Annotated in this window: 26 protein-coding genes; 24 read left to right on the plus strand and 2 right to left on the minus strand. The window is 56.1% G+C overall.

What is annotated here, in order from left to right:
• Window positions 1-194: 194 nt before the first annotated feature.
• The 24 genes from MPZ60_RS12460 to MPZ60_RS12575 all read left to right on the plus strand — a co-directional run bounded on the left by MPZ60_RS12460 (window position 195) and on the right by MPZ60_RS12575 (window position 24,175).
• Window positions 195-1,427, plus strand: coding sequence for an ABC-three component system protein (locus MPZ60_RS12460; RefSeq protein WP_242881716.1), 1,233 nt, complete (start codon window positions 195-197; stop codon window positions 1,425-1,427).
• Complete coding sequence (locus MPZ60_RS12465) at window positions 1,408-2,073, plus strand: ABC-three component system middle component 1 (RefSeq protein ID WP_242881714.1); 666 nt, start codon at window positions 1,408-1,410, stop codon at window positions 2,071-2,073. The genes MPZ60_RS12460 and MPZ60_RS12465 overlap by 20 nt, the downstream gene beginning before the upstream one ends.
• Window positions 2,048-4,381 (plus strand): AAA family ATPase, encoded by a 2,334-nt coding sequence (locus MPZ60_RS12470; RefSeq protein WP_242881713.1) that lies wholly within the window; start codon window positions 2,048-2,050, stop codon window positions 4,379-4,381. The genes MPZ60_RS12465 and MPZ60_RS12470 overlap by 26 nt, the downstream gene beginning before the upstream one ends.
• A 487-nt stretch (window positions 4,382-4,868) precedes the next feature.
• Window positions 4,869-5,372, plus strand: a complete 504-nt coding sequence (locus tag MPZ60_RS12475; protein WP_034356800.1) for an integrating conjugative element protein PilL, PFGI-1 class — start codon at window positions 4,869-4,871, stop codon at window positions 5,370-5,372.
• Window positions 5,373-6,190: 818 nt separating this feature from the next.
• On the plus strand, window positions 6,191-6,727 hold the full coding sequence (locus MPZ60_RS12480; RefSeq protein ID WP_242899886.1) for a hypothetical protein: 537 nt from the start codon (window positions 6,191-6,193) through the stop codon (window positions 6,725-6,727).
• A 3-nt stretch (window positions 6,728-6,730) separates the two neighbouring features.
• The gene (locus MPZ60_RS12485; RefSeq protein WP_087083544.1) at window positions 6,731-7,261 is read left to right on the plus strand and encodes an integrating conjugative element protein; all 531 of its coding nucleotides are present in this window, start codon (window positions 6,731-6,733) and stop codon (window positions 7,259-7,261) included.
• A gap of 1 nt (window position 7,262) precedes the next feature.
• The gene (locus MPZ60_RS12490; protein WP_242881711.1) at window positions 7,263-7,802 is read left to right on the plus strand and encodes a PFL_4695 family integrating conjugative element protein; all 540 of its coding nucleotides are present in this window, start codon (window positions 7,263-7,265) and stop codon (window positions 7,800-7,802) included.
• Window positions 7,799-7,969 (plus strand): hypothetical protein, encoded by a 171-nt coding sequence (locus tag MPZ60_RS12495; RefSeq protein ID WP_242881710.1) that lies wholly within the window; start codon window positions 7,799-7,801, stop codon window positions 7,967-7,969. The genes MPZ60_RS12490 and MPZ60_RS12495 overlap by 4 nt, the downstream gene beginning before the upstream one ends.
• An 11-nt stretch (window positions 7,970-7,980) precedes the next feature.
• On the plus strand, window positions 7,981-10,212 hold the full coding sequence (gene traD / locus MPZ60_RS12500) for a type IV conjugative transfer system coupling protein TraD (RefSeq protein ID WP_242882086.1): 2,232 nt from the start codon (window positions 7,981-7,983) through the stop codon (window positions 10,210-10,212).
• Complete coding sequence (locus tag MPZ60_RS12505; protein WP_034396550.1) at window positions 10,209-10,985, plus strand: TIGR03747 family integrating conjugative element membrane protein; 777 nt, start codon at window positions 10,209-10,211, stop codon at window positions 10,983-10,985. The genes traD and MPZ60_RS12505 overlap by 4 nt, the downstream gene beginning before the upstream one ends.
• A 23-nt stretch (window positions 10,986-11,008) precedes the next feature.
• A complete protein-coding gene (locus MPZ60_RS12510) occupies window positions 11,009-11,323 on the plus strand; it encodes an RAQPRD family integrative conjugative element protein (protein ID WP_019042353.1) in 315 nt (104 codons plus the stop codon).
• Window positions 11,324-11,341: 18 nt separating this feature from the next.
• Entirely contained in the window at window positions 11,342-11,584 is a 243-nt protein-coding gene (locus tag MPZ60_RS12515) for a DUF3262 family protein (RefSeq protein ID WP_029158356.1), read from the plus strand.
• A gap of 29 nt (window positions 11,585-11,613) precedes the next feature.
• Window positions 11,614-11,997, plus strand: coding sequence for a TIGR03745 family integrating conjugative element membrane protein (locus MPZ60_RS12520; protein ID WP_019042351.1), 384 nt, complete (start codon window positions 11,614-11,616; stop codon window positions 11,995-11,997).
• 1 nt (window position 11,998) lies between these two features.
• Window positions 11,999-12,427, plus strand: a complete 429-nt coding sequence (locus tag MPZ60_RS12525; protein WP_019042350.1) for a TIGR03750 family conjugal transfer protein — start codon at window positions 11,999-12,001, stop codon at window positions 12,425-12,427.
• The gene (locus MPZ60_RS12530) at window positions 12,427-13,167 is read left to right on the plus strand and encodes a PFL_4703 family integrating conjugative element protein (protein ID WP_019042349.1); all 741 of its coding nucleotides are present in this window, start codon (window positions 12,427-12,429) and stop codon (window positions 13,165-13,167) included. The genes MPZ60_RS12525 and MPZ60_RS12530 overlap by 1 nt, the downstream gene beginning before the upstream one ends.
• Window positions 13,168-13,172: 5 nt before the next feature.
• Window positions 13,173-14,261 carry a TIGR03749 family integrating conjugative element protein gene (locus MPZ60_RS12535; RefSeq protein ID WP_242881709.1) on the plus strand — a complete coding sequence of 363 codons (1,089 nt, stop codon included), beginning with the start codon at window positions 13,173-13,175 and terminating at the stop codon, window positions 14,259-14,261.
• A 7-nt stretch (window positions 14,262-14,268) separates the two neighbouring features.
• Complete coding sequence (locus tag MPZ60_RS12540) at window positions 14,269-15,687, plus strand: TIGR03752 family integrating conjugative element protein (protein WP_019042347.1); 1,419 nt, start codon at window positions 14,269-14,271, stop codon at window positions 15,685-15,687.
• Window positions 15,674-16,159, plus strand: a complete 486-nt coding sequence (locus MPZ60_RS12545; RefSeq protein WP_019042346.1) for a TIGR03751 family conjugal transfer lipoprotein — start codon at window positions 15,674-15,676, stop codon at window positions 16,157-16,159. Before MPZ60_RS12540 ends, MPZ60_RS12545 begins: the two co-directional genes overlap by 14 nt.
• The gene (locus MPZ60_RS12550) at window positions 16,156-19,005 is read left to right on the plus strand and encodes a conjugative transfer ATPase (RefSeq protein ID WP_019042345.1); all 2,850 of its coding nucleotides are present in this window, start codon (window positions 16,156-16,158) and stop codon (window positions 19,003-19,005) included. Before MPZ60_RS12545 ends, MPZ60_RS12550 begins: the two co-directional genes overlap by 4 nt.
• On the plus strand, window positions 19,002-19,448 hold the full coding sequence (locus tag MPZ60_RS12555) for a TIGR03757 family integrating conjugative element protein (RefSeq protein WP_019042344.1): 447 nt from the start codon (window positions 19,002-19,004) through the stop codon (window positions 19,446-19,448). Before MPZ60_RS12550 ends, MPZ60_RS12555 begins: the two co-directional genes overlap by 4 nt.
• A gap of 62 nt (window positions 19,449-19,510) precedes the next feature.
• Complete coding sequence (locus MPZ60_RS12560) at window positions 19,511-20,740, plus strand: TraU family protein (RefSeq protein WP_019042343.1); 1,230 nt, start codon at window positions 19,511-19,513, stop codon at window positions 20,738-20,740.
• Window positions 20,741-20,760: 20 nt separating this feature from the next.
• Window positions 20,761-22,143, plus strand: a complete 1,383-nt coding sequence (locus tag MPZ60_RS12565; protein ID WP_019042342.1) for an integrating conjugative element protein — start codon at window positions 20,761-20,763, stop codon at window positions 22,141-22,143.
• Entirely contained in the window at window positions 22,140-22,553 is a 414-nt protein-coding gene (locus MPZ60_RS12570) for a hypothetical protein (RefSeq protein ID WP_242881708.1), read from the plus strand. Before MPZ60_RS12565 ends, MPZ60_RS12570 begins: the two co-directional genes overlap by 4 nt.
• Before the next feature lie 5 nt (window positions 22,554-22,558).
• Complete coding sequence (locus MPZ60_RS12575) at window positions 22,559-24,175, plus strand: conjugal transfer protein TraG N-terminal domain-containing protein (protein ID WP_242881706.1); 1,617 nt, start codon at window positions 22,559-22,561, stop codon at window positions 24,173-24,175.
• A gap of 7 nt (window positions 24,176-24,182) precedes the next feature.
• Here MPZ60_RS12575 and MPZ60_RS12580 read toward each other — a convergent pair whose 3' ends face one another.
• Window positions 24,183-24,419, minus strand: a complete 237-nt coding sequence (locus tag MPZ60_RS12580) for a hypothetical protein (protein ID WP_242881704.1) — start codon at window positions 24,417-24,419, stop codon at window positions 24,183-24,185.
• A gap of 514 nt (window positions 24,420-24,933) precedes the next feature.
• The gene (locus MPZ60_RS12585) at window positions 24,934-25,584 is read right to left on the minus strand and encodes a hypothetical protein (RefSeq protein WP_242881702.1); all 651 of its coding nucleotides are present in this window, start codon (window positions 25,582-25,584) and stop codon (window positions 24,934-24,936) included.
• Window positions 25,585-26,125 lie beyond the last annotated feature (541 nt).

Genomic DNA, 26,125 nt, shown 5'->3' on the forward strand with positions numbered 1-26,125 from the left:
ACAATTTGCAACAGTATGGTGATGCATGTAGCATCGCCAAGCATACTTAGTACGAGGAACGCATAGTTAATTTATATGCAGCGCAGCAGATTTGTCGAGACGAATGACCAATATGTAAATGGGAATGAATGCCTGTTGGTTCACAGCTATTAAATAGATCTACTGGAAGCGCGTTATGAATGAAAGGAGACCTTGTGATTCAAGAAGATGCTGAGGAGTACCCAGCCAGCGCCATATCCTCATGGAGCGGCTTCGTTTATCAAGGGAAAATTGCACTATATCACTCCCTTAAGCTTATTAATGACGATGACCTAGATTTCGAGCTTCAGCTGGACAGCAGTGACGACTTTGCTATTTATAAAAATGATAAGCTTCACTCCGCTCATCAAGTCAAAGCCAAGATAAGTAGATATCGGAGCGGTTACAAAGATGCATTGGAGCAGTCTACCCTAATTGAGCACGATAAAATAAAGGGTACAACGCGTTTCTTCCATGTATCTGTCGAACTAACCGATACCAAGGATCACATAGGAGAAAGCAGAGAAACTGTAAAGTTCTACCGCTATGGCGATAAGAAACATTGCGGTCTTGATGAAATCGAAGGACTGACCAAAGAGCTAATAAAAGAAATATGCGCGAGGAAGTCCATAACCGTTAGTGAAAACCTAATAAATTTTAACTACTGCCTGCTGTCAGAGAAAATTAGCACAAAGGCGGTAGAGATCCACAAACTAAATCAAGTCGATGGTTTATCAGAAAACAGAGCTGCATACGACGGGCGTATTAATGCCAATAGCATTTTAGATGACCTGTTGACACAAAACCCTTATCAAGATCGGGACTACTATGCAGTTGTTTTAAAGGCTAGGCTCCAAAGCTATCTAGAGGAAAGGCTGGACCAAGCACTTACAACAATGAGTGATGCCACTTACGAGAGAGCTAGGCGTTTATGTGAGCACATTCGTGAAACGCAGATCGACGAACTGAAAACGCTATGCCAGATGATGAAACCTTCCGAGCGATTTCAAGACGTTCAGACGATTGACATCAGGAGATACACCAAGCTTATCCAAGCTATTTCGATAGATCCAATATTCAATCATCTCCCGCACTACCTCGACAGTAATAATCGGTTCTACATACCTACTGCTCTTGACGTCGATGAAAGCAAAGAGTGTGAGTCTGACATGATCCGTGAAATGAAAAATAATGGCGACCTGCTCAGACTACTTTTTGAGTACAACCATCTGATCGCAAGCCGAGCAGATGCGTCATTCACCTTTAACACAAAATTTACTAATTCGGATGACTTCGATAACGAACAGGCCACGGAGAAAATAGTCAGCAACATTACCAAATCAGTATGTATTAGCGTGATAACAAAAGACGATGCGGAGTATCGACTGAATGATAAAAGAACTCATTGATGAAGCACTTGTTGCCCATGGATTTGTAATTGAAAGCAAAATGGATACAACTAGCTTCTATGTACGGGAATATGGATCTGCTATTAGGTTTGCAGTCCTACATAGTTTGGATGATCTCCCTGAGCCTGCTCAATTAAATAGCAATATTAATGAGATTGCTCCTGAGAAATTTCTAAGAAATCCTAGTTTTAAGAAGAATTGTGACTTGATCTGCATCCATCGCCTTGGTTTGCTGGCCGACTTTAAGAATCATGAAGAGAAGATATTTGCCATTGAAGAAGACCCGCATTTTTATAAAAAGTATGTCCTCTACTACAGTGTTGCGGAAGAAGAAGCTCTCAATAATTTCACCTATGAGAAACTCGTGGCTGTAATTGCTGACAAGAAGGAATTCCTTGACTACAAGGGAAATCCTCTGTCCCCCACACAATACAGCTTCGCTGCGAAAACATTTATTAAGCTTCCTTTTTTAGAGTTACCTAGCCATCAGAAAAACCTGACCTCCTTGAGGTTACAGGCAGCTGAGGCCGTTGCAGAAGCAGGACTAAGTGACCTATATTCGACTGTTCAGCACGTCACAGAAAATGACGTCGACGATTTTATCAAGGAAATGATTCGCAATGAAATGGAAAATATCCAAGATTGAAGTATCAAGCTTCAAGGCATTCAAGCATATTTCTTTAGATCTTGGCGAGTCGTCCCTTCTTACTCTGGACGGTCCCAACGGCTATGGCAAAACTAGCATCTTCGACGCAATCGAGTTGCTGCTCACAGGTCAGATTAACCGAATACAGAATCTATTCTCCACGCTGTTGACAAAAAACAAGAGAGATTATGCATACAATCTATTTTGGAACAGTCGCTCAGGAAATAAGGATCTCTGCATTAAAATTGAGTTCATTAATGATGATCGAAAGCTTGTTTTAGCCCGACATTGTCCAGTTGCTATATTCAAGAAGCCTATAAATAATCGTGCAGATAAATACGATAACTTTAAGCTTTACGAGATACCGAACTTCGAATCATCTGATTTCACTGAAATCAATCTACGTGACAACAAATTCCTTGACGAAGTTTTCGGGAAAAACTTCAGGGAAAATTTCTCGTTTCTTAACTATCTGGAGCAGGGGCAAAATCGACTTTTGCATACGCGTGTGGACGATCGCAAAGAGAAACTAGGAAATCTCTTTAAAACTGACGATATTGAAGCTGAGATCGAAAGCTGCGACAGCATATTCAGTAAGCTTACAAAATATATCAACGACCCCGTTCGTAAAGCGAAAGCTGATTCACTTAAAGATGAGATCAACACCCTCAGAGACTCATTGCAGCCAGAAGCGGGGATCGTCGGTTATAAAAAGTTCTCGACGACCGATGTCACACCAGCGTGGGATAAGGAGATTATCTTCCCAACGTATTCAGCGGCAGACTATAGCACCTATAAAGAGAGCATTCGTAAGATTACTGCCCTTCTACCACTCAAAGCCACTATAAAGACCAGGGTTCACAACGAGAAAATCGATGCAGGCATTGAACGAAATGAGGAATATCTAAAAAGCTTGGTTCAGTTCGGTAAAGACATTAGCAAGCTTTCGGGCCTAGAATCTATCAAGAATGAGATAGATAAGTTAGAGCGCTCAGCAAACATCCTAAAACGGGGCGCCTTAGTAATTAAAATCGAAGAAGCCCAATCTCTACCAGGCTGGGCGGATGGGCGAATTGAGTGGTTTCAGTCACAAGTTGAATCCCGAGACCGGCTACAAGCTAATAGCAGTTCTAACGCAAAAATCGTCGCTGAATTGGAGCGTATCAAAAGGCAACTGCTAGAGGAACATCAGAAGTCTCATCCCGATGATAAGTTGTGTCCTCTCTGCGGCGCTGAATGGGAAGATTACAATTCAATGGTGGGTGCTATTGAAGCTAGAGCTAAGCAGATCTCTGAGTCACTCGGCCAGGATGGTAAGGATTTAGTGAACCTTATCGCCGCTATGGACGCAGAGCTAAAGCTAGTCGCCACGTCAGTGGACACCAGCCTGACACGTCTCAAGTCTACATTTGAGCCAAGTCTTCATGCAGCTCTGACCAAGATTAAGCCTCGGCTCCCGGCAATAGTCGAGCTAATGGAACGGCTGCAAAGCGAAGGCATTCAATGTACAGATGCATTTACTGATATTGATGATGTAGTAGAAGAGCGATTGGAAAAAATTAAGGAGATTATAAGAAGCAAGAAACAGGTTGAAGCTGATCCTTTAGCTGTCCCCGAAGATTGGCGACAAACCATTAACAGCGCTTTCAAAGACCTGCAGGACTTCTACATAGTCACGGCTGAAGACGTGAAAGACAAAGAACAGTACATTTCGATCAAAGCGAACGAGGCTCAAAACACCAAGCTTCAAACCTGCATTTCCGATCTTAAACTCATTGACGCGGAGAACCTAGCAGCTCAAAAAGCACAAAGAAAGATTGAAAAGCTCCGCTCCACTCTAAAAAAGACGGAGCAGATATATACCGATCAGACTATTTCAGCTATTGAGTTCATATTTCACATATACAGCGGCCGTCTGATACAAAACTACCAGCGTGGCCTTGGCCTCTTTATTGAGAGTCGCGAAGGAACGCAGTTGAGGTTTCTGACTGCAGAGAAGTCTGAACACGATGCAGTTATGTCTATGAGTTCTGGCCAGGTGTCCGCACTGAGCCTTGCTTTCTTCCTTTCGCTGAACAAGGTCTATGCTAAGGTGCCACTCATCTTGATCGACGACCCGTCGCAATCTCTGGATGAAGTCAACGTCGCTTCTTTGACTGACCTGCTTCGTTGCGAACTTAAGCATTGTCAGTTGGTGGTCTCCTCCCATGAGGACGATATCTCGGCCTATATGCGTTATAGGTTTGATAGAGCAGGTTTGGCAACATGTTCGCTGAACATGCAGCTCTTGGCCAAAGAAGCTTTATAGGAACTGGCCATTTCTAGACACCTGCGAACGTCCACTCAAGCGTGAACATTTAGCCATTGGTGGACCAGCAACTTGGTTTCCGTTTCGAAAGCTCCCGGCCTCCCCGAGGCGGGGAGCTTTCGCCTGTAGGCCCGTATAGCCCTTTCCCAGTACCTGTAAATCCTTTGCGCATGCTTCGATTTTTGAGGAGCATGCGCGCCCTTTGGATAGGCCCTGTATCCAGTAATGCCGTTTGTCCTGTATGCGAGCGGCCCCTGACGCTCGCCATCCTTTGCACCCTTAAATTACCAACCATTTATTTTTATTCGTGTCAAGCGTTAACCGTTAGGTATGTAACGCACGGTTTCCGCTGGTGACAAAGCGGCAGCTCTAAGAACATTCGGCTCGGCGACTGACGCATTGCGTCGACACCCCCGGGCCACTGATCTTCTTCGCACACCTCCTCTTGGTTGTGGTCCGGGTTCTTTTTACGGAGTTCCTACGGTCCATGACCCGCATGCCCAGATTCTTTGCCAGCATGGCTTTGCTGGCCATGGCCTCAGCCCAGGCCACCCCTCAGCTTGTTGATGGCAACAAGCGCCTGCAGTTGGGCCGCTACACCACTGCCGAAGCCCTGCCGCAGCCGCATCTGAATGAGCCGCTGGCCCTGGTGGCCCAGCTCACATTCCCGCGCGAACAGGTGACGACCGTTGGCGAAGCCATCGAGTACACGCTGCTTCGTACGGGCTATGCCCTGGTGGATTCCCAATCACTGACTTCCGATGCGCGCCGCTTCCTCGGTCTGCCGCTGCCCGAGGCTCAGCGCACGCTGGGCCCGTTTTCCGTTCAAGACGTTCTGAACGTGCTCGTGGGTACGGCATGGCGCTGGCACACCGATCACATCACTCGCCGCGTCTGGTTCACCCTGGCCAACGCCCCCAAGCCGCGCCGCTTGGAGCCCATCGTCAGCCCTAGCAGTACGCCTCAGCCGAAGGCGTCCGTCAAGGAGTGAGCATGTCGGAACAAAGCACTGTCGATGGAGAAGTACTGTTGACTGAGCCAAGCGTGCCACCGCCGCCGCCTCCCGATGTGGCAGATTTGCCGCCTGCGGTTTCTGTGGCTCCCGAGGTCACAGGCGTCGATGATTCAGCGGTCGATCATTCTTGGTTGAGCGAGCTTGAGACTGCCGCTCCTCTTAGTGGTGCCACTGCAACTGCGTCGGCAGCTGCTGCGCCGGTAGAGGCGGAAAAGCGGCCAGGATTCCTCGCCCGCGCATTTGGCCGCGCACCAGCTGCAGCAAAGCCACGCAAGGCCGAGGTGCCTGTGAGTGTTGAGTCCAGCGAAATCCCATCTCGCCGCAAGGCGACGAACCCATGGGTACTGCGCGCGGTCGGCATTGCGGGTGTCGTGGGGATCTTGGCATTGGGCTACCTTCAATATGGGCAAAAGCGTCTACCAGCACTGGATCTGCTTGGCTCATCGCTTCCCGAGGCTGGCCTGGTGACGCCGCAGCCTGCTTTCGATGCTTCCGAGTTTGATCCGCGCTTGGCTGACACATCCCCGCTGCCCCTTGCGCCCTTGGCTGATGCGGCTGCGGCACCTATCGCCGGAGCACCATCTGGCGATGCGGACCCAATCCCCGTGGGCATGCAGCCAGAATTCGATCCAGAGGCGGTTATGCGGCAGTCTGCAGCTGATGCAGGCGTTGCCAGCCTGGGGGACGCGGGCGCTGTGCCGCAAGCCGTGACCAACTTGGCCCTCCAGCGAAATGAGGCCGCTGCAGCAGCACCGGCTGGTAGTGCCCCTATTACTGCCGCACCAGCGCCGACTATGGCGGTGGCCCCCACGGCAGTGGCGACTGCAACACCAGTCGGCGTCGACCCCCAGGTGCTTGATCGCATGAAGCGCATGGAAGACATGATGTTGCTGATGTCCCAGCAGCTGGCCGCCATGCAGCAGGCCAACGCGCTTGCTGGCAAGACCTCTGCGGCACCGGCTCCCGCTCCTGCGGTAGCGCCTGCAGCCGCACAGGCCGCTCCTGTCGAGCAGCCGTCGCCGCGACCAGCGCCCAAGCGCGTAATGGTGAAGGCGAAGCCGGCGACTCCCCGCCAAGCAGCAAAGGTCGTTGCCGCGAAGCCAGCTGCAGCTCCTGCAGGTGCCCAGCTTGTGTCCGTCGATATGTGGAACGGCGAGCCTTCGGTCGTGGTCGCGTCGGGCGTGCCCGGTGATCGCCGCGTGCGTGTCTTGCGCCCAGGTGATGTGGTCAATGGTCTGTCGCTCAAGTCGGCAGATCCTGTGTCTCGCACAGCCACATTCGTGGCTCCAGGCAGCCAAGGCCTGACCCTTTCAGTGAGCAATGGAGGCTGATTCATGAAAAAAACTGCCTTTATTGCCACCGTGGTCGCATTGCAGCTGAGCACCGGCGCCCTTGCGCAGCTGCGCACTGGCCGCACTGCAGAAGCGAGCTCGCTGCCCAGCACGACTCAACAGGGCCGCTCGCAACTGGACGAGACAGCGCGTGCTGTGCAACAGATGTGGGGTCTGACTGCCGAGGAGATGCAGCGCGCCAAGGTGCTGTCGCTGGGACCTCGTGCTAATTTCTCAGTCAAGGAGCTCTCGCCCCTTGAGGTGCTGGGCATTCATGCTCGCAACGATGCAGAGCGCCGTCAGTATGCCGAGCGCATGGCGCGGATCTTCCACCAAGATGTGGAGCGAAGCATATTGTGGGACCGTGAAATGCAGGCGGCTATGGCCCGCCTGTATCCCAACGAGCCGATGGTGAACTATGACGGCCTGCCGCGCGTGCAGTCGTCTGTAGGTGCAGCCGACATGCTGAACGTGCCGCGCACGCAGATCATCGAGCGCGCTTCGCCAGCTCCTGCCAACCGCGGAAAACGCTGATATGCGCCGCCTGTTCACCATCCTCGCCCTTGGATTCGCTTGCAGCGCGCCGGCCCTGGCCGGCGTGGAGCTGGAGATGATCCACGACAGCGGCAAGTCTGTGCCGTTGGCGCCCTATGTGGCCCAGATCGTGGGCGGCACAGATGAGGCGAATGTGCTCGACGGCCTGCGTTTCCCGTTTCGCGGCCAATTGCACGGCGGTGTGCTCAGGCAAGACGGCGTGCAGGTCTTCAATGGCCAATGGCTGACTCAGCCCATGTTCGTGATCGGCGCGGACGACGCGTCGTTGCGCTGGGTAGCTTTCAATCACAAGAAGCTGATACAGCTCAATGCTGTCGGTATCGTGGTGCAGGCAGCAACGCCTGCTGCATTCAAGCTGCTGCAGCAAGTGGCCAGCCCGCTGCAATTGGCTCCTGATACAGGGACATTTCTCGCAGACACCTTGATCGCCAAGGGTGCGCCAGTTTTTCCCGTGCTGGTGCACAGCAATGGCCGCGCCTACCAGATCCTGCCTCAGCGCACGTTTGGAGTGGCTCCATGAGCGAACTCGGCCTGGTGCATATCGGATTGGAAGGCGCGATGAAAGCATGTGCCAATGCTCGGCTGTTGCGCTTTAGGCTGGTTCAGCTTGGAACGCCTTTTGCGGCTGCGCAGTCCCAAAATGTTCCAAGCCATCACCGCATGTTCCAGCTGGAGGGCATGCAGTGAGTGACGGGACCATGGAAGGCGTGCTGAGGCCGCCAGTCGAAGCATTGAGCGCAGCCACAGCCTTTGGGATTGCTGGCGTGGCTGCAGCCGCACCATGGGCGCTGATGATGCCCCACTCGCTGGGCGCAGTCTCGGGCGCAATCGCTGCCGGCTTCGGATGCGTGCGAGCGCGCCAGGCCTTCCAGGTCTATAGCTATCAACGCGGGCTGAAGTTCACCAAGATGACGCGCTTGGCCCCTCACAAGCTTCCCGTCAACCTCAAGGAGCATCTTTACCTGGGCGAAGGCTTCGAGTGGACGCAGTTGCACACCCAGCGCTTGCTGGATGCTCGTGAGACAGATGTTCAGCGTTTCGTGAAGGCCTCGCCAACCGAGCTCAAGCTCGCCGCCAGCGGCGAAAGGATGCGCAAGTGGGCGCAGGCCAAGACCGACAGCTTACTGGCCAGGGTACTGGAGCGTGCGCTTGATGCCGGCGGTACCGCCAACCCCTTCGCCACGGGCGTGGACCTGGGCGGCAACCCTGTGCTCCATGGCGTGGGAGTGCAGGACGAAAAGCCAGTGGTGTTGCGCCAAGGCTCGCGCTCTGGCCACTTGCTGGTGATGGGCACGACTCGCGTGGGCAAGACGCGCCTCTTGGAGCTTCTGTGCTCTCAGGACATTCATGCCGGTCATGTGGTGATCGTCATCGACCCCAAGGGCGACGCGGAGCTGATGCTTCGCATGCATGCTGAGGCACGACGTGCTGGTCGCCTGGATCAGTTCTATATGTTCCATCTGGGCTACCCGGAGATTTCTGCACGCTACAACGGCATTGGCAATTTCGCGCGTATCACCGAAGTCGCTGGCCGTGCCACGAATGCCCTGCCCTCCTCGGGCAACTCGGCTGCCTTCAAGGAGTTCAGCTGGCGGTTCACCAACATCGTGGCTCAGGCCCAGGTGGCACTCGGTCGCATTCCGACCTACGAGACGCTGCTCAAGGACGTGACTGGCATTGACCCGCTGTTCATGGACTACGCGGGCATGACGTTTCGCAAGCTCGCGATTGACCATCCCCAGCGCTTCGGCAGCTATCAGGACCGCCTGGTGGAGCTGGAGCGCGCTATCGTGGCAAAGAAGGCTCCGGTTCCAAGAAGCCTGCAGGATCGTTCGCCCGATCAGGTGGCGATGTATCTGCTCATCAAGGAAGCACGACTGGACGACAAGGTACTTGTCGGCCTGGCGGCCGCATTCAGCTACGAGCGTTCGTTCTACGAAAAGATCATCGCCAGCCTGGGGCCGTTCCTCGAAAAGCTCACCTCCGGCGCGGTGGGCAAGCTCATCAGCCCTGACTACTTTGACCCGAACGACAAGCGGCCGATCTTCGACTGGATGACGGTGTTCCGCCAGGGCGGCATCGTGTATGCCGGCCTCGATGCCTTGTCTGACTCCGTGGTTTCGTCTGCCGTGGGTAATTCCATGCTGTCCGATCTCGTTTCGACCGGCGGCAAGCTCTACAAGACAGGCCTCGACCCACACGGCGACGGCAAGCTGCAGCTGCCGACTGTGTGTTGCCATTTCGATGAGGTCAATGAGATTGCAGGTCCCGAGTTCGTGCCCATGGTCAACAAACTGGGCGGATCTGGCTTTCGCATCACTGCATACACCCAGTCGATGTTTGATATCGAGGCGAAGGTTGGTGACAAGGCCAAGGCTGGTCAGATCCTCGACAACTTCAACCACCTTTGCATGCTGCGGGTGCGCAGCAAGGCAACCGCGAGCCTGCTGACGGACCAGGTGCCACAGGTCAATGTAACGGTGCTCACGCCAGTATCGGGAGTGTCGGACACGGCTGCCCAGGGCAATGGCGTCGATTTCACCAGCCAGAACAACGACATAGCGAACAAGTCGAAGGCACCGCTGATCGAGCCTTCTGACGTCCTCTCATTGCCACAGGGTCAAGCGTTTGCGCTGCTGGAAGGCAATCGCTGCCACAAGATTCGTATTCCTCTGGCTGATACCAAGGACGACCCGTTCATTCCCGCTTCGCTCAAGGCGGTTGCAGAGGACATGAAGCGCCGCTATCGCACGAGTGAGACATGGGCCGCAGAAACCGACTGGCTCAGTACGCAGCCCTTGGGCGCTGGTGCAGGTGGGTTGATCGACACGGATCTCGCCTCTGCCTTTGATGACGATGTGCCTGGCTACGCCATGGCAGGCGCAACTTCGTCAGCCGTGGCCGGCAACGTGATGGGACAGCACTCATGACGGCTCCGAACTCGCCCCCCAAAAAGCCAAGCACACACGGCCCTGTGGGCGTGGCCGTGTTGGTTGGCTTTGGGCTATTCAGCGTGACAGTGTCCTCGTGGCTCATCGGTCTGGTAATTGAAATCGGCGGTGGCTATTTCTTCTGGCGTGGCCAGGGCATCCGCCATGCACAGGAGATGGTGCAGCAGGATCTGCGCTATATCGCAGCCGCGCCACGCAGTCTGCTAGTGCCAGACACCGTGGACTTTTCGCTGCGCATTGTGAAGTGGGTTCGTATGCCCTACGAGCGTCTTGGTGCGCTGCGCTGGTATCAGCGCAACTTGGCCGCCCAGCAGGCGGGTACAGATGCGGCTCTGCCCAGCTTTCTGGGTCAAAGCGTGCAGCCCCAACTCAAAGGGCTGGCCAAGGCCGGCTCGTCGTTCATCCACATGCTCAGTGAATGGGTGGTCATCAGCATGTTTGTCCTGCAGGACGTTCTGCTGCGCCTCTGCACTGCTGTTTTCGCGCTCCCCGCATTTGCGCTCGCCTGCCTGATGGGAGTGATCGACGGCTTGGTGCGCAGGGATCGGCGCCGTTGGCAAGGCGGCCGCGAGTCCTCGTTCGTCTACCACCACGCCAAGCGCTATGTGGGCTGGGCGCTTACAGGTGGCTTTGGCTTGTACCTGTCCTGGCCATTCGGTGGCTTCAACCCGGCCTACATGGTTCTGGTGTTCACCGTGCTTGTGGCATTCACCCTATCGACAACAGTAGGCGCGTTCAAGAAATACGCATGACATTGATTTTGAAGGAGATATTGATGAAACGCTCACGACATTCGTTCTTTGCCCTCTTGGTGATTGGAGTGCTCTCCACCACTGCGATGGCCTGGGCAGATGTTGCCGACGACGAGCTGGAACGCGAGCGCCTGGCGCGCATCGCTGGCGAGATCGAACAGGTGCAGCTGATGGTTGCTGACGCGGAAAAAGCCGCGCCGACCGGTCAGCGCGTGAAGTTCCGCTACGACTGGCTGCAGCGCGACCTGGAGCTGCTGCGCCTCGGCGTAACGAACCATGTGGATGCACCTCGCCAACCTCGCCCAGTCGCGCCATTGCGTGGGGACTATCGGCAATAACCAAAAGAAAAACAAACCATGCAATCAGAAATGGCGACTGCATTTATGCAAGGTGCCGGATTCAATCCTCAAAGCTTGAAGTACCTGCTTTTTGTCGTGGTTTTTGCGATGGTTTTTTCTATTGGCGCATGGCTCGGCACGCTGGTATTGAAGGCTTATGGAGACGGAGAGCTGAATGCACCGGAAGCCATGCGTGCATGTATTGGAATTGCCATCACCGTTCTATTAGTGGTCGGTGTGCTCGGATCAATAATTTTGTAAATCAAAGAAATTAATCAACCGGAGAAATCATGAAAAAACATTTGAAGAAAATTAATTCTGGAATCGCCTCTATTGCACTGGCTCCGGTTGTGCTGCTCGCAACCTGCCCTGCTTTTAGCGCTCTGCCAACAATTCAAGCTCCTGCAGGTGGAAGTATCGGCGGTGGGACTACACAAGAGGGCGATGTTCTCGGGCAAATGGGAGCGTATTTTAAACTCGGAATGACCATTCTGGGATTGGTTCTGGCCGCTATCGCGTTTCTATTCGTTGTAACTGCCTCTTTGCAGCGCTACCGTGACTACACCGCTGGCAAGATTCAATTGGGCGACCTTAAGGAGTTTGTTATTGTGAGCGTGATTATTATTAGTTTTGTGATCTTGATGGTCAACTACGCGGCACAAGCACTGTCCTAACATGGCAGCGAATGACTCTCGCCACCAAGGGAAGGCGCCTGTCATGGCGCCCTTGACAGATCGCGTGAATTCCGAGCCGCCGATTATCAATGGTATGGCGACGAGCGAAGCTGGGTATATTGGGGGTGTGTCGTTCGCTGTGAGCGCTTTTATTGGTGGGACGATAGCCCTTATTACCGGGTTTTGGGTCGCTCTTCCAATTTTGTGCGTTATCGTACCTTTCGCAGTCCTCTGGTATTCATCACTCTATCTGCAAGAAGTCAAGAGAAATCGGCCTGAAGGCTTCTATCTCCATTCGATGCATTTTTATCTTGTGTCACATAAATTGGCAAAGCCTAAATTCCTGGTCCATGACGGCCGGATGCAGTTGGGTTGCAGCTATCGCATGAATTCCATCCAGGCCAAATCTAAATCATCGGAAGATAAATAATGAGCAGCGGTGATTATCTGGACGCCTTGGCGTCGGAGCGCAGCCATACCAAAAAACTGACAAACATTATTTTTGCAGTCGTTTTTTTCGGTGTGGCTGGGATGTGGTTCGCGTCGCGCGTTCCTAAAAATATCGACTTGCACGTCGCACCCGATATTAAGGCGGGTGACACGATACGGGTGATTGATGGGCAGTCGCCAGTGCCGTCTACAAATGCCTACGGCTTTGCGTACTACATCTGGCAGCAGATTAATCGCTGGCAAAGCGACGGCTCTCAAGACTATGGCAAGCAGATTTATGCGATGCAGTTTTATCTGACTCCGCGTTGCCAGGCGCAACTGCAAACCGACATGCAACAGCGTCACGCCAAAGGCGAGCTGCGCCGCCGTACCCGCCAGATCAGCGAGATTCCCGGCTTTCCGTACAGCGAAAACCGTGTGATCCGTGAAGGCTCGGATGCTTGGACGGTGCTGCTGGACATGCAGGTTCAGGAGACCTTCGCAGGGCAGCCGGTCAAGGACGTATTCATTCGGTACCCGCTACGCGTGGTGCGCTTCGATGTGGACCGTGAGCGCAACCCATGGCGTCTAGGCTTGGATTGCTTCGGCAGTAGCCAGCCCGCGCGCCTCAATCCTGCGGAGCTCAAGCCTGGCGCGCCGGTTCAAGCGGACCTGAAAGCACCGCGTCTGCCCGGAACTATTGCCCCTTCGAGCCTGCCTCGTGACACCTCTGTCGATTGATCCACATGATCCAACGTCGTTCTCTTTCGATCTGCCTCCTGGTCGGCCTGCAGCTTCTGCACGGCAGCGTCGCTGCTCAGCAGGTCGAATCGCTTGCGGGCAGTACCGAGACGCCCGAGTTCAATGAGCCTATTGATCTGGGCCAGACGGGTACAGCAGCTGCAACACCAGCTGCTGGAGCCAATGCAGGACGCACCCCAGCTGGCGGGCGTATGGTGGCAGGTGTTAGCGTGCCCGCACCGCTGGCGAATACAGCCGTAGGTTCCGCCAGGCGCGCAGCTGCCGAAGCGTCTCTACGCCGCGTTGGTCCAGCTCCTTTGACTTCTGGCCCCGCCGAGCGTGCTGTGTTTGCGCGTGAGCCAGTCCGGGTGAATCTGACGGTCGGCCAGGAGCGCCTAGTGACCCTGCCAGCCGATGCGTTGCTGCGCATGCCCAGTGACATGGATAGCGTGGCGCGTATCGAGACGATCGCCGGCACGATCTATGTGACTGCGCTCGTGCCATTCACGGCGATCCGAATCATTGCCGAGCTGGTGGATAGCGGCCAGCAGATTCCGATGGATCTGATTGCGGTAGCCGCTCCAGACGCCAAAGACCCCAAGGGCAAGGTCGTGTCCACGCAGTCCGCTAAAGGCGAGCTGCAGGTTTCTGTGATCGAGCCCGCGACTGTGCCGAACCCCACTGGTGGAGCTGCTTTGTCTGGTGGCCAGTCTCAACAGCAAGAGAGCGTTGCTGCGGACATGGTGCAGCTCACTCGACATGCTGCCCGGCAGCTCTACGCACCTCGACGCTTGGCTGGTGGTACGCCAGGTGTGAGCCAGGTTGGCGTAGGAACCGAACCCGTGCCGACACTGTTCCGTGGCGCTGCCTTGGACGCTGCGCCCGTAGGCCAGTGGAAGTCGGGAAACCTGTATGTGACTGCGGTGCGCGTCACCAACCGCTCGCGCTTTGCCCTGGAGCTGCCCTTGGAGAGCTTGCGCGGGCGCTGGCTCTCGGCCACGGCCCAGCATGGCCGGATCGGTGCTGCCGGTACAGACACCGACACCACGGCGGTCTACCTGGTGTGCGATCGCACTTTCGAGTCTTGTCTGTGAGGCCCCCATGGCAGTGAAAAGCAACAAACTCACCCCTGTTCTTGTCATCGTGGCCTTCGTCATCGTCGGTGCGGTCATCGTGATGCGCCAGAACAATGCACCGACCGCTGCACCCATGGCCGCAGCCCCCCTGCCCAAAACGGCAGGCGCAGATGAGGACACCCCCAGCGAGACGCTGGCCACAGTGGTCGCAGCCAACAAGGATCTGCGAGCAGATATTCAGGAAGTGCTCCGTGCTAACCAGGATTTCAGCAAGCGCCTGGAGCGCTTGGAGAAAGGTGCACCTGCAGGTGCCACGCCGGCTGGGGCGGTCGGTGGCAGCACTAATGACACAGATCCAGCCCCATTGGATGTCTTTAAGCCCATTGGCGACGCGATCGACTCTGTTACAGGGGTTGGCTCAGGTGGTAGTGGCGGAGGCCATCGACCCGCCGGTGGTTCCCAGGATCTAGGCTTAGCTGGCGGCAGCACTTCCTACAAGGTGGTTCCGCCCATGGGCTACACCACCGAAACAACTCAGCATCAGGGGAAGATGGTTACGCGCTATGTGCGCGTAGCGCCGGACGGCACGCAATCCATGCCCAGTGCGGTCAGCGCGGCCCAGGCCGCACAAGCTGCTCAGGCCACTCAGGCAGCCTCGAAGCCCCAACCCGTAGCTTATTTCACGCTGCCGGAGAACTCCACGCTGGCGGGCGTCACCGCGATGACCAGTTTGATCGGCCGTGTGCCGGTCAATGGCCGTGTGACGGACCCCATGCAATTCAAAGCCATGGTCGGGCGCGACAACTTGGCCACCAACGGCTGGGAGTTGCCCGAAGACCTCGCCGGGATGATCGTTACCGGCGTGGCCGTAGGCGATATGGCGCTTTCGTGCACCGAGGGAAAGATCCGCAGCATGACTTTCGTGTTCAAAGATGGTGCGATCCATACGGTTTCGGCGCGTCGTGCGCCGCAGACCCAGGCAGGTGCCGGCGTCACAGCCATCGCTACCAATGGTTCCACAGACCTTGGATTCATCAGTGATCTGTACGGCAACCCCTGTATTCAAGGCAAGTTCGTGACCAATGCGCCTGCTTACCTGACCGACATCATTGGTGCCAAGGGCTTGGGCGTGGCCGCCGAGGCCTTGGCGCAGGCCCAGACCACCACCATGGCCAGCAGCAATGGCACCACCTCCTCGATCACCGGAAATGCCGGCAGTTTTGCACTGGGCCGCATGGGTTCTGGAGCCACCGATGAGCTGGTGCGCTGGCTGACTGAGCGCCTCAAGAGCTCGTTTGACGCGGTGGTCACGCCCGCTGGCCAGCAGCTGGTCGTGCATCTGGACCGCCAGATCGAAATCGACAAGCCCGCCAACCCAAGAAAGATCGTGCACCGCACGCAGTCCCCCAATGTCCTGTCTGGAGCCCGCTATGGCCTCGAATAATCCCCTTCTTCTTGCCATCGTGCTTCCCGCGCTACTGGCTGGTTGCACGGCTATTGGGTCGCGCGAGTCTCCGCTGAAAGAGGCTACGGCTGGCAGTCCGACCCTGGTGGATGTGTATCGGGGCAAGTTTCAGCCCCCGCAGTCAGCGGCTTCCTCTCGTGAGACGGCGCGGGACCGCCTGGAGCGTGCGTCGACTGCGCGCCCGATCGCGCGCGGCGACGAAATGACACAGCGTTACTGGTCGGCCCTGGAGCCTATGCAACAGCGCTTTGCACGCGTACCCAACCCGGATCTGGTCATGGTGGTCTATCCCCACCTGGCCAAGGGCCGCTACCCCGTGCCTGGCTATGTCACGGTTTTCCCAATGTATGAGTCAACGGAGTACGCCATGCCCGGTGAGGTGGCCGAAGAGCTGCAACAAGGCCGCGCCGCATTCTCACGCGGCCGCACTGCTCGGGAGGCCGGCCAATGAGCGGATTGCTGGAAATGCTGGGCCTGTCTGGTGGTACCAAAAGCAAGCACAAGCGCCGGCTCATGACGGCCGCCGACCGCAAGCAGATGGCCGCCCGTCCGCCCTCCTTCACCGAGCTGCTGCCTTGGATCAAGTTTTCACCCAAAGACCGCAACTTTGTGATGCGCGACGGCAAGACCTTGGGCGCGCTGTTCGAGCTGGGCGCTGTCGCTACGGAGGCGCAGCCGCTGGAGTACCTGCAGGAGCACTGCCGCAAGATTCAAGAGGCCATTCAGGCGATTCCCGAGGTCGACTCTTCGCCTTGGGTGGTGCAGTTCTTCCTGAGCGATGACCGAAACATCGACGGGCTTAACCAATACCTTCACGACTACATCCTGTCCCAGCACAAGGACGCCAAGCGCGCGCAGGCCATCATCGACTCGGAATACACGCAGTCCGTGCTGAAGGAGTTTCGCAGTCACCTGTCGCAGGTTTCCCGAGAGCAGGGGCTGTTTACCGACACCTTGGTGACGGGCCAGACCTGGCGTGGCCAGCAGCGGCGGGTTCGCTGCTGCATCTATCGCCAGTTTGATGACTTGGTCAATGAGCGCCGCATGGCCGAGCAGCAGATGGAGGCTGTGGCCACCACCTTGCTGGCCACGCTGAACGAAGCCGGCGTGACGGCGCGGCGTGCCAACGGCAAGGACTTCTACGAGTGGATGCTTCCATTCTTCAACCGTAATGTGCCCTGGGCCAGCACGGGCGCCGAGCTGTTCCGCGGCGCGCCCTATCCGGGTGATGTGGCTCCAGAGGGCATCTATGACTGGGACTTTTCCGAGTCGCTAAACCTGTCTGAGCCCTCGTGCAACCAGGAACAAGGCTGCTTCGAATTCGATGGCCAGCCGGTGAAGTTCCTCACGCTGCAGAACCTTCGTGCTCACCCTAGCATAGGGCACTTCTCCGCAGAAAGCCGGATCGGGAACGAAGCCTATGCGCGGTTTGACCGGCTGCCGCCTGGCTCGATGCTGTCCGTGACGGTGACGATTGCTGCCCAATACCAGGTCGAGCGCCACGTCGAGGACATCAAAAAGGCCTCCCGTGCTCAAAACGCCGTGGCGCAGGAGACCCATAGAGAGTCGGAGCAAGTGCTCCAGCACATGGCCACCGGGGACAAGCTGTATCCGATGTTCATGGGGCTGTACCTGAGCGGCAAGACTCATGCGGATCTGGATGCGGCTGTTTCCGAGGTCAATGCCCAGCTGACGCCGACCGGGATGCGTTTCATCGAATCCCGAGAGGACCTTGTGGCGCATGACGCATTCCTGCGTGCATTGCCATTCGCATTTGATCCCACGTTCGACCTGCGAAGCATGCGACGGTCGCGCCTGACGTTTGCGAGCCTGATCGCCGCCATTTTGCCGGTCTACGGGCGCTCACGCGGAACGGCCAACCCCGGCTTTTGGTTCTGGAACCGGGGCGGCGAGCCGTTGTGGATCGATCCACTCAACAAGATCGACCGCAAGAAGAACGCCCATATGGTGGTGTTCGGCCCCACAGGAGCGGGCAAGTCGGCGACGTTGAATTACCTGTCCATGCTGGTCATGGCCATCCACCGCCCACGCCTGGTGATCGCGGATGCAGGCAAGTCTTTCGATCTGATGGTCAAGGACATGGCCACCAAAGGCTTGAGCGTGTATCGCGTCAACTTGAGCGGCGATACAGACGTATCACTGCCTCCATTCGTGTACGCCAGCGAGCTGCTGCAGGACAAGGAGATCATGGAGTCCTTCAAGGCAGCGGAGGAATACTTCGGCGCTGGAGCGGGTATCCCCTCCGAAGAGGATGCTGAGCTCGTAGGTGCCGAGCGACTGATGGAGTCGGTCAATGAAGTGATGGAGCCTGATGACGCCAACGACGACTCGGACGAAGAAAAGCGCGACTACCTAGGCGAGATGCTCATCTCGGCCATCATGATGATTACGGGTGGTGAAGACGCCGAGCTCAAACGCATGACGCGCGCCGACCGCTATCTGGTCACCAGGGCCATTATTCGAGCCGCAGTGCGCGTATCCAACGAAGGCAAGCCCCATCCTCTGACACAAGACGTCGCCCTGGAGCTGACGGCCATGGTCAAGGACGCATCTCTGTCGGAGCACCGCCGCGCGCGCGCCGAAGAGATGGGCCATTCGATGATGACCTTCACGACAGGCCTGCGCGGCAAGCTCTTCAACCGCCTGGGCCAGGACTGGCCCGATGCCGATGTAACCCTGGTGGAAATGGGCACACTGACCAAAGACGGCTATGAGGATGCGCTTGCTGTGGCCTACACCAGCCTGCTGGACTCGGTGCAGTCGCGCGCCGAGGCCGCTCAGCATGAGGATCGCCCCCTCATCATGCTGACCGATGAAGGGCACTTGATTACCACCAACGAGCTGCTTGGCCCGAAGGTGGCCAAGGGCACCAAGATGTGGCGAAAGCTCAATGCCTGGTTCTGGCTGGCCACGCAAAACCTGAAGGACTTCCCTGGCAGCATGTCCCGCGTGCTGTCCATGTGCGAGTTCTGGATGTTGCTGACCATGGACAAAAACGAGATCGAGGAGATCGCGCGCTTTCGATCGCTCACACCTGAGCAACGCCACATGATGGAGTCTGCCGTCAAGGAGCCGGCGAAGTACACCGAAGGTGTGCTCATCAGCGCGAACAATCAGTGGCTGTTCCGAAACGTGCCACCGGCGTTGCCAATCGCGCTGGCAATGACCGAGGGCCACGAGAAGGCCGAGCGCCGCCGTCTCATGGACGAGCATGGTTGCACCGAGGTTCAAGCGGCCTACCGCGTGGCGGCACGCCTGCAGGAGGCGCGCGCATGATGCGGTCCTCCCTCACTGCCCTGGTGCTGCTTCTTTGCGCTCATGGCGCGCTGGCCCAAGGCTCTATCGGCCCTTCGGTGACAACCGTGGAGGTCTTCGCCAATTCGGCCACGGTGGTACGGCCGCCGTTTCGCCAGCCTGGCTACGTGCTCAAGGTCTATCGCGTGGACGCCATGGCTCAGCTTGAGCAGCAGCTCAATGCAGGGCTGCCCAAGAACGAAGCCGACGCCATGGCCTATATGCGTCAGCACGAGGCCGAGATCCGTCGCCGCTACAAGGACCAGATCACCAATGCGGCCTCCGGCATGACGCTGGCCGTCCAGTACCGATTGGACCGGCTCCCGGCCATCGTCATCAATCGCGCCAAGGTCATTTATGGAGTTGCGGATGTGGACCGCGCCATCGAACTGTTCGCCGCGGCTCAGCAGAGGCCTTCCCGATGAAAAAACGAGCTTCCCTCAATCTCAGGCTGCGCCGTCTCGTCGCGGCCGTCAGTACGGCCTCGATGTGCGCTGTGCTCACACCGGCCACCACCATGGCAGGAACCACCACCCCGGCCATCATCGCGAATACGGCCAAGGCGGCCTTGTCTTGTGTGTCGTACTCCGTCGAGGGCGTGTGCTTTTTCTTGAGCTGCGGCTGGACCGGATGCTGGATTCGGACCTCGATCAAGATCTCCCACTATGTGCCAGATGTGGTGGTCAGCACCTACAACGAACCGCTGCGCCACCCTTGGACCGACATCGGCACGGTCGTGGCCACCACGTTGACAACGGCTGGATCTGCACTGACAGGACGGCTGCTGGACTCGTCCGCCGGCGGCCTGGACAGCAACTCAGCCATGGCGAACTTCAAAGGGGCGGATGCCATAGGCAATCCTGCCGGCATGTTTGCCAGCATGCTCGCGTCTGGCGGCATGTTCACAATGCCTAAGTCCATCGCATTTCCCACGGTTAGCGAGTTGGCCAAGTTTCCCTCGAAGGAGCTACCCAATATTGGGCGCCAGTGGACCCAAGTGCCTGCCAGCATTGCAGAAACTGTGGCATCTGATGCCAAGGGTCTGTTGAGCTCGGAATCATTGCTGGCCAGCCTTGGAACGATCCTCAAGACCATCGAGGGCGTGAAGCAGGTGATGGAGATCGCCGAGACCGTGCAGCAGATCCAGGCGGGCATCGCCGGTCTGCAGCAGCTCTCCGAAATTCTCTCGGGCAGCACCGGAGGTGCCCTCTTCTGTCCTGGCGGAGCCAGCTATTTCAACCTGCACTTCCAAAGCGAGCTCGATGCGCCTTTCTGGCGCGGCATCGTGCCTGTGGAAATGATCTATCCGCAGGCCTGGGTACCCGGACTGGGCGAGATCGGCTCAGGCTATACGCAGACCTGGGGCAACCTGTACCCACGTACCGGAGAAATCATCCAGTCGCACCCCGTGAAGGCTTCTGCAGTGCTAGCTGAGCGTGTCGCCTCGATCATCTACAAGGAAGCTCAGCCTCACATCTACTCGCGCGTCCAGCCCTCCGGGGGCTATCGCTACTTCAACTATGGCGAGAAGCGCAAATGGCAGATGTTGTATCCGCAGGCTTGGTCCGGGTGCCAGCAATTCGGCCAAAACGACTCGCTGTCGCTGACTTCGTTCGGGGATGGAGCCACCAGCTCCGATGACGGCTACGCCTGGAACCTTTGGCAAAAGTACACCTGCTGCCGGCGTCGTGGTGTGTATCTCTACTCCGTGCCCTGACCTCCCACTCCAATTTCACTATGACAATCGCACACTCCTCTTCTCTGCGCTTCAAGCGGATCTGCGCGGCCGTGACCTTGGCCTGCGTGCTGGCTCCCTCGGTCGTGACACCTGCGGCCGCCCAGACGATTACCTCGTCGGGTCTCTACTATCGGATGGGCGGGGGCTCGCCGATCAGCGCTGCCCCCCATCGCAGCGCCTTATCGATGCAGTTGGGTGCCGGCGTCCGCGCGAACTATTCCTGCGGGAAGTTTGACATCGGGCTCTCGTGGTCGGATCTCATGAATAGCATCCAGAACCTGGGTGCGACGATTACCGGGGCCGTGCAAGCCGGTATCTCGGCCCTGCCGCTGTATTTCCTCCAGCGCGCGCAGCCAGGCCTCTATCAGCTCTTCCAAAACTTCAGCCAGAAGGCGGATCTGCTGGTCTCTGCATCGCTGAAGACCTGTGAGGACATGGAGGCGATGATCAAGAATGGCCAGGACCCTTATGAGGAGTACATAGCCCTGGCCAAGGGCGATGCCTGGAAGGTCAAGGCCAATACGGGCGGCAGCGTAGTCAATGCCAAGCTCGATATCAACAAGAACGAGGCGGGCCAGCGTGCCGGATTGCCATGGGTATTTGGCAGCCGAGCCGGGGGTGCTGGGACCCCTCCTATCCAGCCAATCCGCGACCTGGCCGTCGCCGGCTACAACGTCACCATCAACAAGGCAGCCAACTCCCTGTCGACGGCGAACTACGGCAGCTCCTCGCTGGCATCGACGCGCCTGGTCCAGGCCTTCAAGACCCCGGACGATCTGGCTCGCTGGAGTGCCGAAGTCCTTGGCGATCAGAAAATCTATATGTGCACCCAAGGCTCCGATTGCCCGAGCCCCACCATCACCTCGACGGCGACCGGCCTGGCCCCGAAATTTGAGCGCGAGCTGGACGAGGTACTGCCCACGATGCGAAATATGGGCTTCAGCACTTCAAGCAGCCATGCCGACCTGGCCAAAGTCAGCGCTCCCGGCATGGCCGTGAGTCCGCAATTGATGGACGCCGTGCGCAAGCTGCCGACTGATGTGCGGTCTGTGGCCATTAACCGCCTGGCCCAGGAGGTTGCGGTCTACAAGACCATCGACAAGGCTTTGATCGCCAGAAACGCGCTGATCTCTGGCATGAGCCTGCCCGAGGCCACAGGCGCTGCTCCCGTTAGATCCGAGGTACAGACGAAGATTGACCGCCTGACTCAGTACATCAACGACATGATGTTCGAGTTCCGCATACGCAAAGAAATGACCGGCGAGACCGCTTTGTCGATTATGGGCAACCAGCAGCAAGCCGGTGCCGCGTCGATGGATGTGCAAGGCGGCACGCGTGCAGATCCTGCGCCGTTGGTCGATGGACGTGTGAGCACAAGATGACCGACTCCGAAAAAGTCGTGGAAGCGTCTGAGCCAGTTCCAAAGCGTAAGGGGCGGCTTCGTCGTTGGCTGCCCTGGCTCATCTACGGTGCCTTGATCGTTTTGATTGGCGGCACCCTATTGACCTGGCTGCTCAAGCTGGAGCCCTCACAGGTCGTATCTGTCTCAGCGTGGTTTCGCAAGGGCGCGCAACTCGGGACGCTCACTCAGACCGCCCTGTGCAGTTGGGTGATTGTGAGCTGGCGTCCGATCGTGGCCTGGGGATTCAGACGCGGCTACGTGGCCAAGCATGAGCTGCGGGCGGTGCTGGCTATGCGCTGGCGCGTCGCCGGCATGCTGGCCATGTACTTGGCACTCGTGCCAATTGGCGCGGGCAGTATTGCCCGATTCATCATGGGCCTTATCTCCTGATCGATATGCAGCTCGATAGCTATCTTGAACTATTTACGACGCTCTACGGCTGGGCATTCGCCAACCTACTCGGCGAGATTTTGACCGGGACCGGCCTGGCCGCCCTGCCCTTCGCGCTCATCGCGTTTAACGCGTGGCATAGCGCCAAGGAAGAAGGCGCAGGGTTTAACGGTGTGCTGGCTCTCATCGAGTCCATACAGACCAAGCTGATTACGGCATTGCTGGTGATGGCGCTGTGCTTTGCGACAACGCCTTTTACCTCGCTGCACAACATCAATCTCAGCTACAAGCCAGAGCGGGCTGCAGATGGTTCTGAGCCCCAGGTCGTGTCGACACAGGGCGGGACGAACTCGGGCTACGACCGAGCCATGGCAGACGCGGTGAACGGCTCTTTTGCCCGATCTGGAAACCTGTCCTACGTTCCTTTGTGGTGGTACAGCGTCATGGGGTTATCCTCAGGCATCAATGGCGCTTTTCGGGCGGGCATGACCAGCTCTGAACGCGATCTTCGCGTCGTAGCAGATCTGGCCAGGATGGCCACGATTGAAGATCCGGCTCTGTTGCACGATGTGCAGCGCTTCTACAGCGAGTGCTTTGTGCCGGCACGGAGCCAGTATTTCTCAATGGACAAGAACCAGATCTCGGCAAGCGGCCGGGGCATTCTTGCTGAGGGAAGCATCTATGGCCCCACGGATGTGGACTGGGTCGGCAGCCAGTTTTTCCGAACAGAGCCCGGTTTCTATGACGTGATGCGCTCATATAACCCGGTGCCTGGCTGGAGCATCGACTTCAATCGCGACAGAGAATACATGCAAGGTGGCGCTTCGGATCAGGGCTTTATGAACCCGGACTGGGGGCGCCCAACTTGCAAGCAATGGTGGGAAGCTAATGCTGCTACCGGAGGAGTGCGAGAGCGCCTCACCAGCAACACCTCGACATGGCGGAGTCTCTTGCAAGTCGCCCAAAACACTATCACGTTCAGTTCGACAGATGAGGCCAAGGATGCCATGGCAAAGCTAGCCTTTGAGAAGGCCAACCCGACATTTGTTAGTCCTGACAAGATGCTGGGCGATGACTATGGCAAGGGCACGAACGCGTGGCGTACTGTCACAGGGGGGATTAGCACCATCGGAGTGGGTAAACAGGCGTTTGAATCCTCACTCGGCATGGTCCCATTGTTGAATATGCTTCCCATGCTCCAAGCACTCGTGTTGATGGCTTTGTATATGTTCCTGCCATTGATCGTAGTGATTAGTTGCTACGATTTAAAAGTGATGGTGATTGGTGGATTGGCAATATTCACGGTCAAGTTTTGGGCCGTCATGTGGTTTGTGGCCCGGTGGCTTGATGCCCATTTAATCGATGCGATGTACCCAGGTTTGACCGGCTCTGCATTGATGCAAGAGATTACGCAAAGCGTGAGCTCAGGTCAGCCGCAGCTATATAAGCGGATGATTCTTAACACTTTATTAGCAGTGATGTTCATTGCGCTTCCGCTTATCTGGAGTTCCATGATGGCGTGGGCTGGCTATCGACTTGGGCTTGAAAACTACAGCATTAACAAAGCAGACGGCCTCTCTAACAAAGCTGGTAAGGGGTCTGGCGTTCGATTAAAACGTTGACAGCTAGTTAACGGTCTTCTTCTTGTTCGCACCAATACTGAAGTTCACCCATACCAATTTCTCCATTTTGGAATGCAGTATGGGCATCGTAAGCGCAGGCAATCGAGGTGCTTTCCTCATCATCCGTCATGGGCGAAGTGAAGAAGGCCCAGGCAGCGTTCCAGAGCGATCCAAGCACCAGACTGCCAAGGATCAGTAGGACTCGCCAAAGCAGGCCGATGAGTGCAGTAAAGAGTTTGAGCATAGGGACTTCATCGAAGTGAAATAGATCTTCGTGGCTCCCCGTGCGATCGTGCATCGCACACGACCCAAATTGAGTGGCCCCCACATCCGTGTGGATGTGCGCCAAGCAGATCAGATACCTGGCGAGTCCAAATCTTGGCTATTACAGCGCAAGCGTTTCAGATGGTAACGGGTTTCATGACTGATGTAAAGGTGAGCTAAGCACCTGCAATTTCCACTGGCCCAATCGCAAGGTAGACCCGCCTCACTGTTAAATCGTTTACAAACCAGCGGTCATCATCCAACTGAGTCACGTGTGCAGCGTTTTCTTCCGCTCATGTCCGCATGAGTAAACTACAGGCCACCGCCTCATAGCGGTCATTCAGAGCGACAAGACAATCGCTTCTCGAATGGCTGTGCCAGCAACAGCCCTTCGATAACAGGCTGTCCTCGTGGATGCTGGAAGTCCGCAATCTTGCCTCAAGAATCGGTGCTATCGACCCAGAGCGGTCGTTATTCGATAGATGTCTATTGGTTCATCTATCCACTGCAGCACCTGAAATTATTGAATTCTCCCAAGCGACTAATGTGTCCGGATTCAAAACGGGAAATTCCTCCCAGTCAGGGAAGAATAGCATGCTGTCGGCTATAACTTCGAGTCTATCGAACTCAGCATCTGTAACTGGTTTGAACTCATCCCAGTAGCTTGCGGCAAGATTTTTGTCATCAGGACGCCCAGTCAATTTATCGAAAATTTCGACATCACCGTGATGAAACTTGGCGCTATTCAAGACAACATGGCATCTAACAAGCTTTCGATTTCCGCGAAACATTGTTTTTGCACGATGTTCGGCGACATGTCTGCTGTAATTCAGGAAGTAGGAACGAAGACGCGATGGTTTTTCTGGAAAGCGCTCTATCCGAATTTTTTCCAGCAACAATTCGGCCTCTTTGCCTGCGCCTCTCTTCATGGTCGTTGGAGTGATGCCCGACAACAGATCATCTAGTGCGCTGACTACCCCTTTACCTATTCTGGCATTGTGCAAGACTACTGCCCAATCTAAGGCTCTTACATTCTCCCCCGGCTCAAACCCTGTTCTGCAAGGTGCGAGATACCAATATTCATGAGGAAATATTTCCAATTGAATTCCATTGGAGCCAGTGATTGTGGGGTTTTGAGCAAGCATTTATTATTCATTTCTATCGAAAAACTCTAGCACTAACTTGCGAATTTTACCTATGCCATCGACGGCAACGTCGAGTGTTGCCATTCGTGTTATCGACACAGGAAAATGGAGTGAGCGGTCATGACCGGTTGCGGCTGACGCTGTTCGCCCCAAAGTAGACAATCAAACTACTAACGTGGAGCTGCGCGACCTGCACGGCTATTCGCGCAGGTTCGCTCGAAAGAGATTTTCGAGCACAGTCTTCGATTGCGAAAACTACAGTCCATTCGCAGAGAAAAAAGCGTCCCACTTTGAAAGTACGCGTTTAGCAAGCCACTCAACATCTACGTCTCGATCACCAGTAAAAAGCATCCACTTGTCACCGCCACTAAGTGGAAGAACACCAAGCGGTGCGCCACCAAGGCAGCTGCTCCAAACATGCGTCTTGGGATCGGGGCGTTTTGATAGTTCAGCTTAAGTGTAGTTAAGAATTGTATATCTTCCTAATTTCAGATTTTTTATTCGAATTCGGTGTGTTTTATGCGAGATATGTCTTTAAGTT

It is taken from the genome of Comamonas sp. 7D-2, assembly GCF_022749555.1.
Taxonomy (GTDB): Bacteria; Pseudomonadota; Gammaproteobacteria; order Burkholderiales; family Burkholderiaceae_C; genus Comamonas; species Comamonas thiooxydans.

Coding starts and splice junctions, on each gene's coding strand:
- MPZ60_RS12510 (WP_019042353.1), top strand. CDS start 11,009: ATGAAACGCTCACGACATTCGTTCTTTGCCCTCTTGGTGATTGGAGTG.
- MPZ60_RS12485 (WP_087083544.1), top strand. CDS start 6,731: ATGAAAAAAACTGCCTTTATTGCCACCGTGGTCGCATTGCAGCTGAGC.
- MPZ60_RS12525 (WP_019042350.1), top strand. CDS start 11,999: ATGGCAGCGAATGACTCTCGCCACCAAGGGAAGGCGCCTGTCATGGCG.
- MPZ60_RS12465 (WP_242881714.1), top strand. CDS start 1,408: ATGATAAAAGAACTCATTGATGAAGCACTTGTTGCCCATGGATTTGTA.
- MPZ60_RS12505 (WP_034396550.1), top strand. CDS start 10,209: ATGACGGCTCCGAACTCGCCCCCCAAAAAGCCAAGCACACACGGCCCT.
- MPZ60_RS12545 (WP_019042346.1), top strand. CDS start 15,674: ATGGCCTCGAATAATCCCCTTCTTCTTGCCATCGTGCTTCCCGCGCTA.
- MPZ60_RS12550 (WP_019042345.1), top strand. CDS start 16,156: ATGAGCGGATTGCTGGAAATGCTGGGCCTGTCTGGTGGTACCAAAAGC.
- MPZ60_RS12495 (WP_242881710.1), top strand. CDS start 7,799: ATGAGCGAACTCGGCCTGGTGCATATCGGATTGGAAGGCGCGATGAAA.
- MPZ60_RS12535 (WP_242881709.1), top strand. CDS start 13,173: ATGATCCAACGTCGTTCTCTTTCGATCTGCCTCCTGGTCGGCCTGCAG.
- MPZ60_RS12520 (WP_019042351.1), top strand. CDS start 11,614: ATGAAAAAACATTTGAAGAAAATTAATTCTGGAATCGCCTCTATTGCA.
- MPZ60_RS12490 (WP_242881711.1), top strand. CDS start 7,263: ATGCGCCGCCTGTTCACCATCCTCGCCCTTGGATTCGCTTGCAGCGCG.
- MPZ60_RS12480 (WP_242899886.1), top strand. CDS start 6,191: ATGGCGGTGGCCCCCACGGCAGTGGCGACTGCAACACCAGTCGGCGTC.
- traD (WP_242882086.1), top strand. CDS start 7,981: ATGGAAGGCGTGCTGAGGCCGCCAGTCGAAGCATTGAGCGCAGCCACA.
- MPZ60_RS12565 (WP_019042342.1), top strand. CDS start 20,761: ATGACAATCGCACACTCCTCTTCTCTGCGCTTCAAGCGGATCTGCGCG.
- MPZ60_RS12555 (WP_019042344.1), top strand. CDS start 19,002: ATGATGCGGTCCTCCCTCACTGCCCTGGTGCTGCTTCTTTGCGCTCAT.
- MPZ60_RS12515 (WP_029158356.1), top strand. CDS start 11,342: ATGCAATCAGAAATGGCGACTGCATTTATGCAAGGTGCCGGATTCAAT.
- MPZ60_RS12530 (WP_019042349.1), top strand. CDS start 12,427: ATGAGCAGCGGTGATTATCTGGACGCCTTGGCGTCGGAGCGCAGCCAT.
- MPZ60_RS12560 (WP_019042343.1), top strand. CDS start 19,511: ATGTGCGCTGTGCTCACACCGGCCACCACCATGGCAGGAACCACCACC.
- MPZ60_RS12575 (WP_242881706.1), top strand. CDS start 22,559: ATGCAGCTCGATAGCTATCTTGAACTATTTACGACGCTCTACGGCTGG.
- MPZ60_RS12585 (WP_242881702.1), bottom strand. CDS start 25,584: ATGCTTGCTCAAAACCCCACAATCACTGGCTCCAATGGAATTCAATTG.
- MPZ60_RS12580 (WP_242881704.1), bottom strand. CDS start 24,419: ATGCTCAAACTCTTTACTGCACTCATCGGCCTGCTTTGGCGAGTCCTA.
- MPZ60_RS12570 (WP_242881708.1), top strand. CDS start 22,140: ATGACCGACTCCGAAAAAGTCGTGGAAGCGTCTGAGCCAGTTCCAAAG.
- MPZ60_RS12540 (WP_019042347.1), top strand. CDS start 14,269: ATGGCAGTGAAAAGCAACAAACTCACCCCTGTTCTTGTCATCGTGGCC.
- MPZ60_RS12475 (WP_034356800.1), top strand. CDS start 4,869: ATGACCCGCATGCCCAGATTCTTTGCCAGCATGGCTTTGCTGGCCATG.
- MPZ60_RS12470 (WP_242881713.1), top strand. CDS start 2,048: ATGAAATGGAAAATATCCAAGATTGAAGTATCAAGCTTCAAGGCATTC.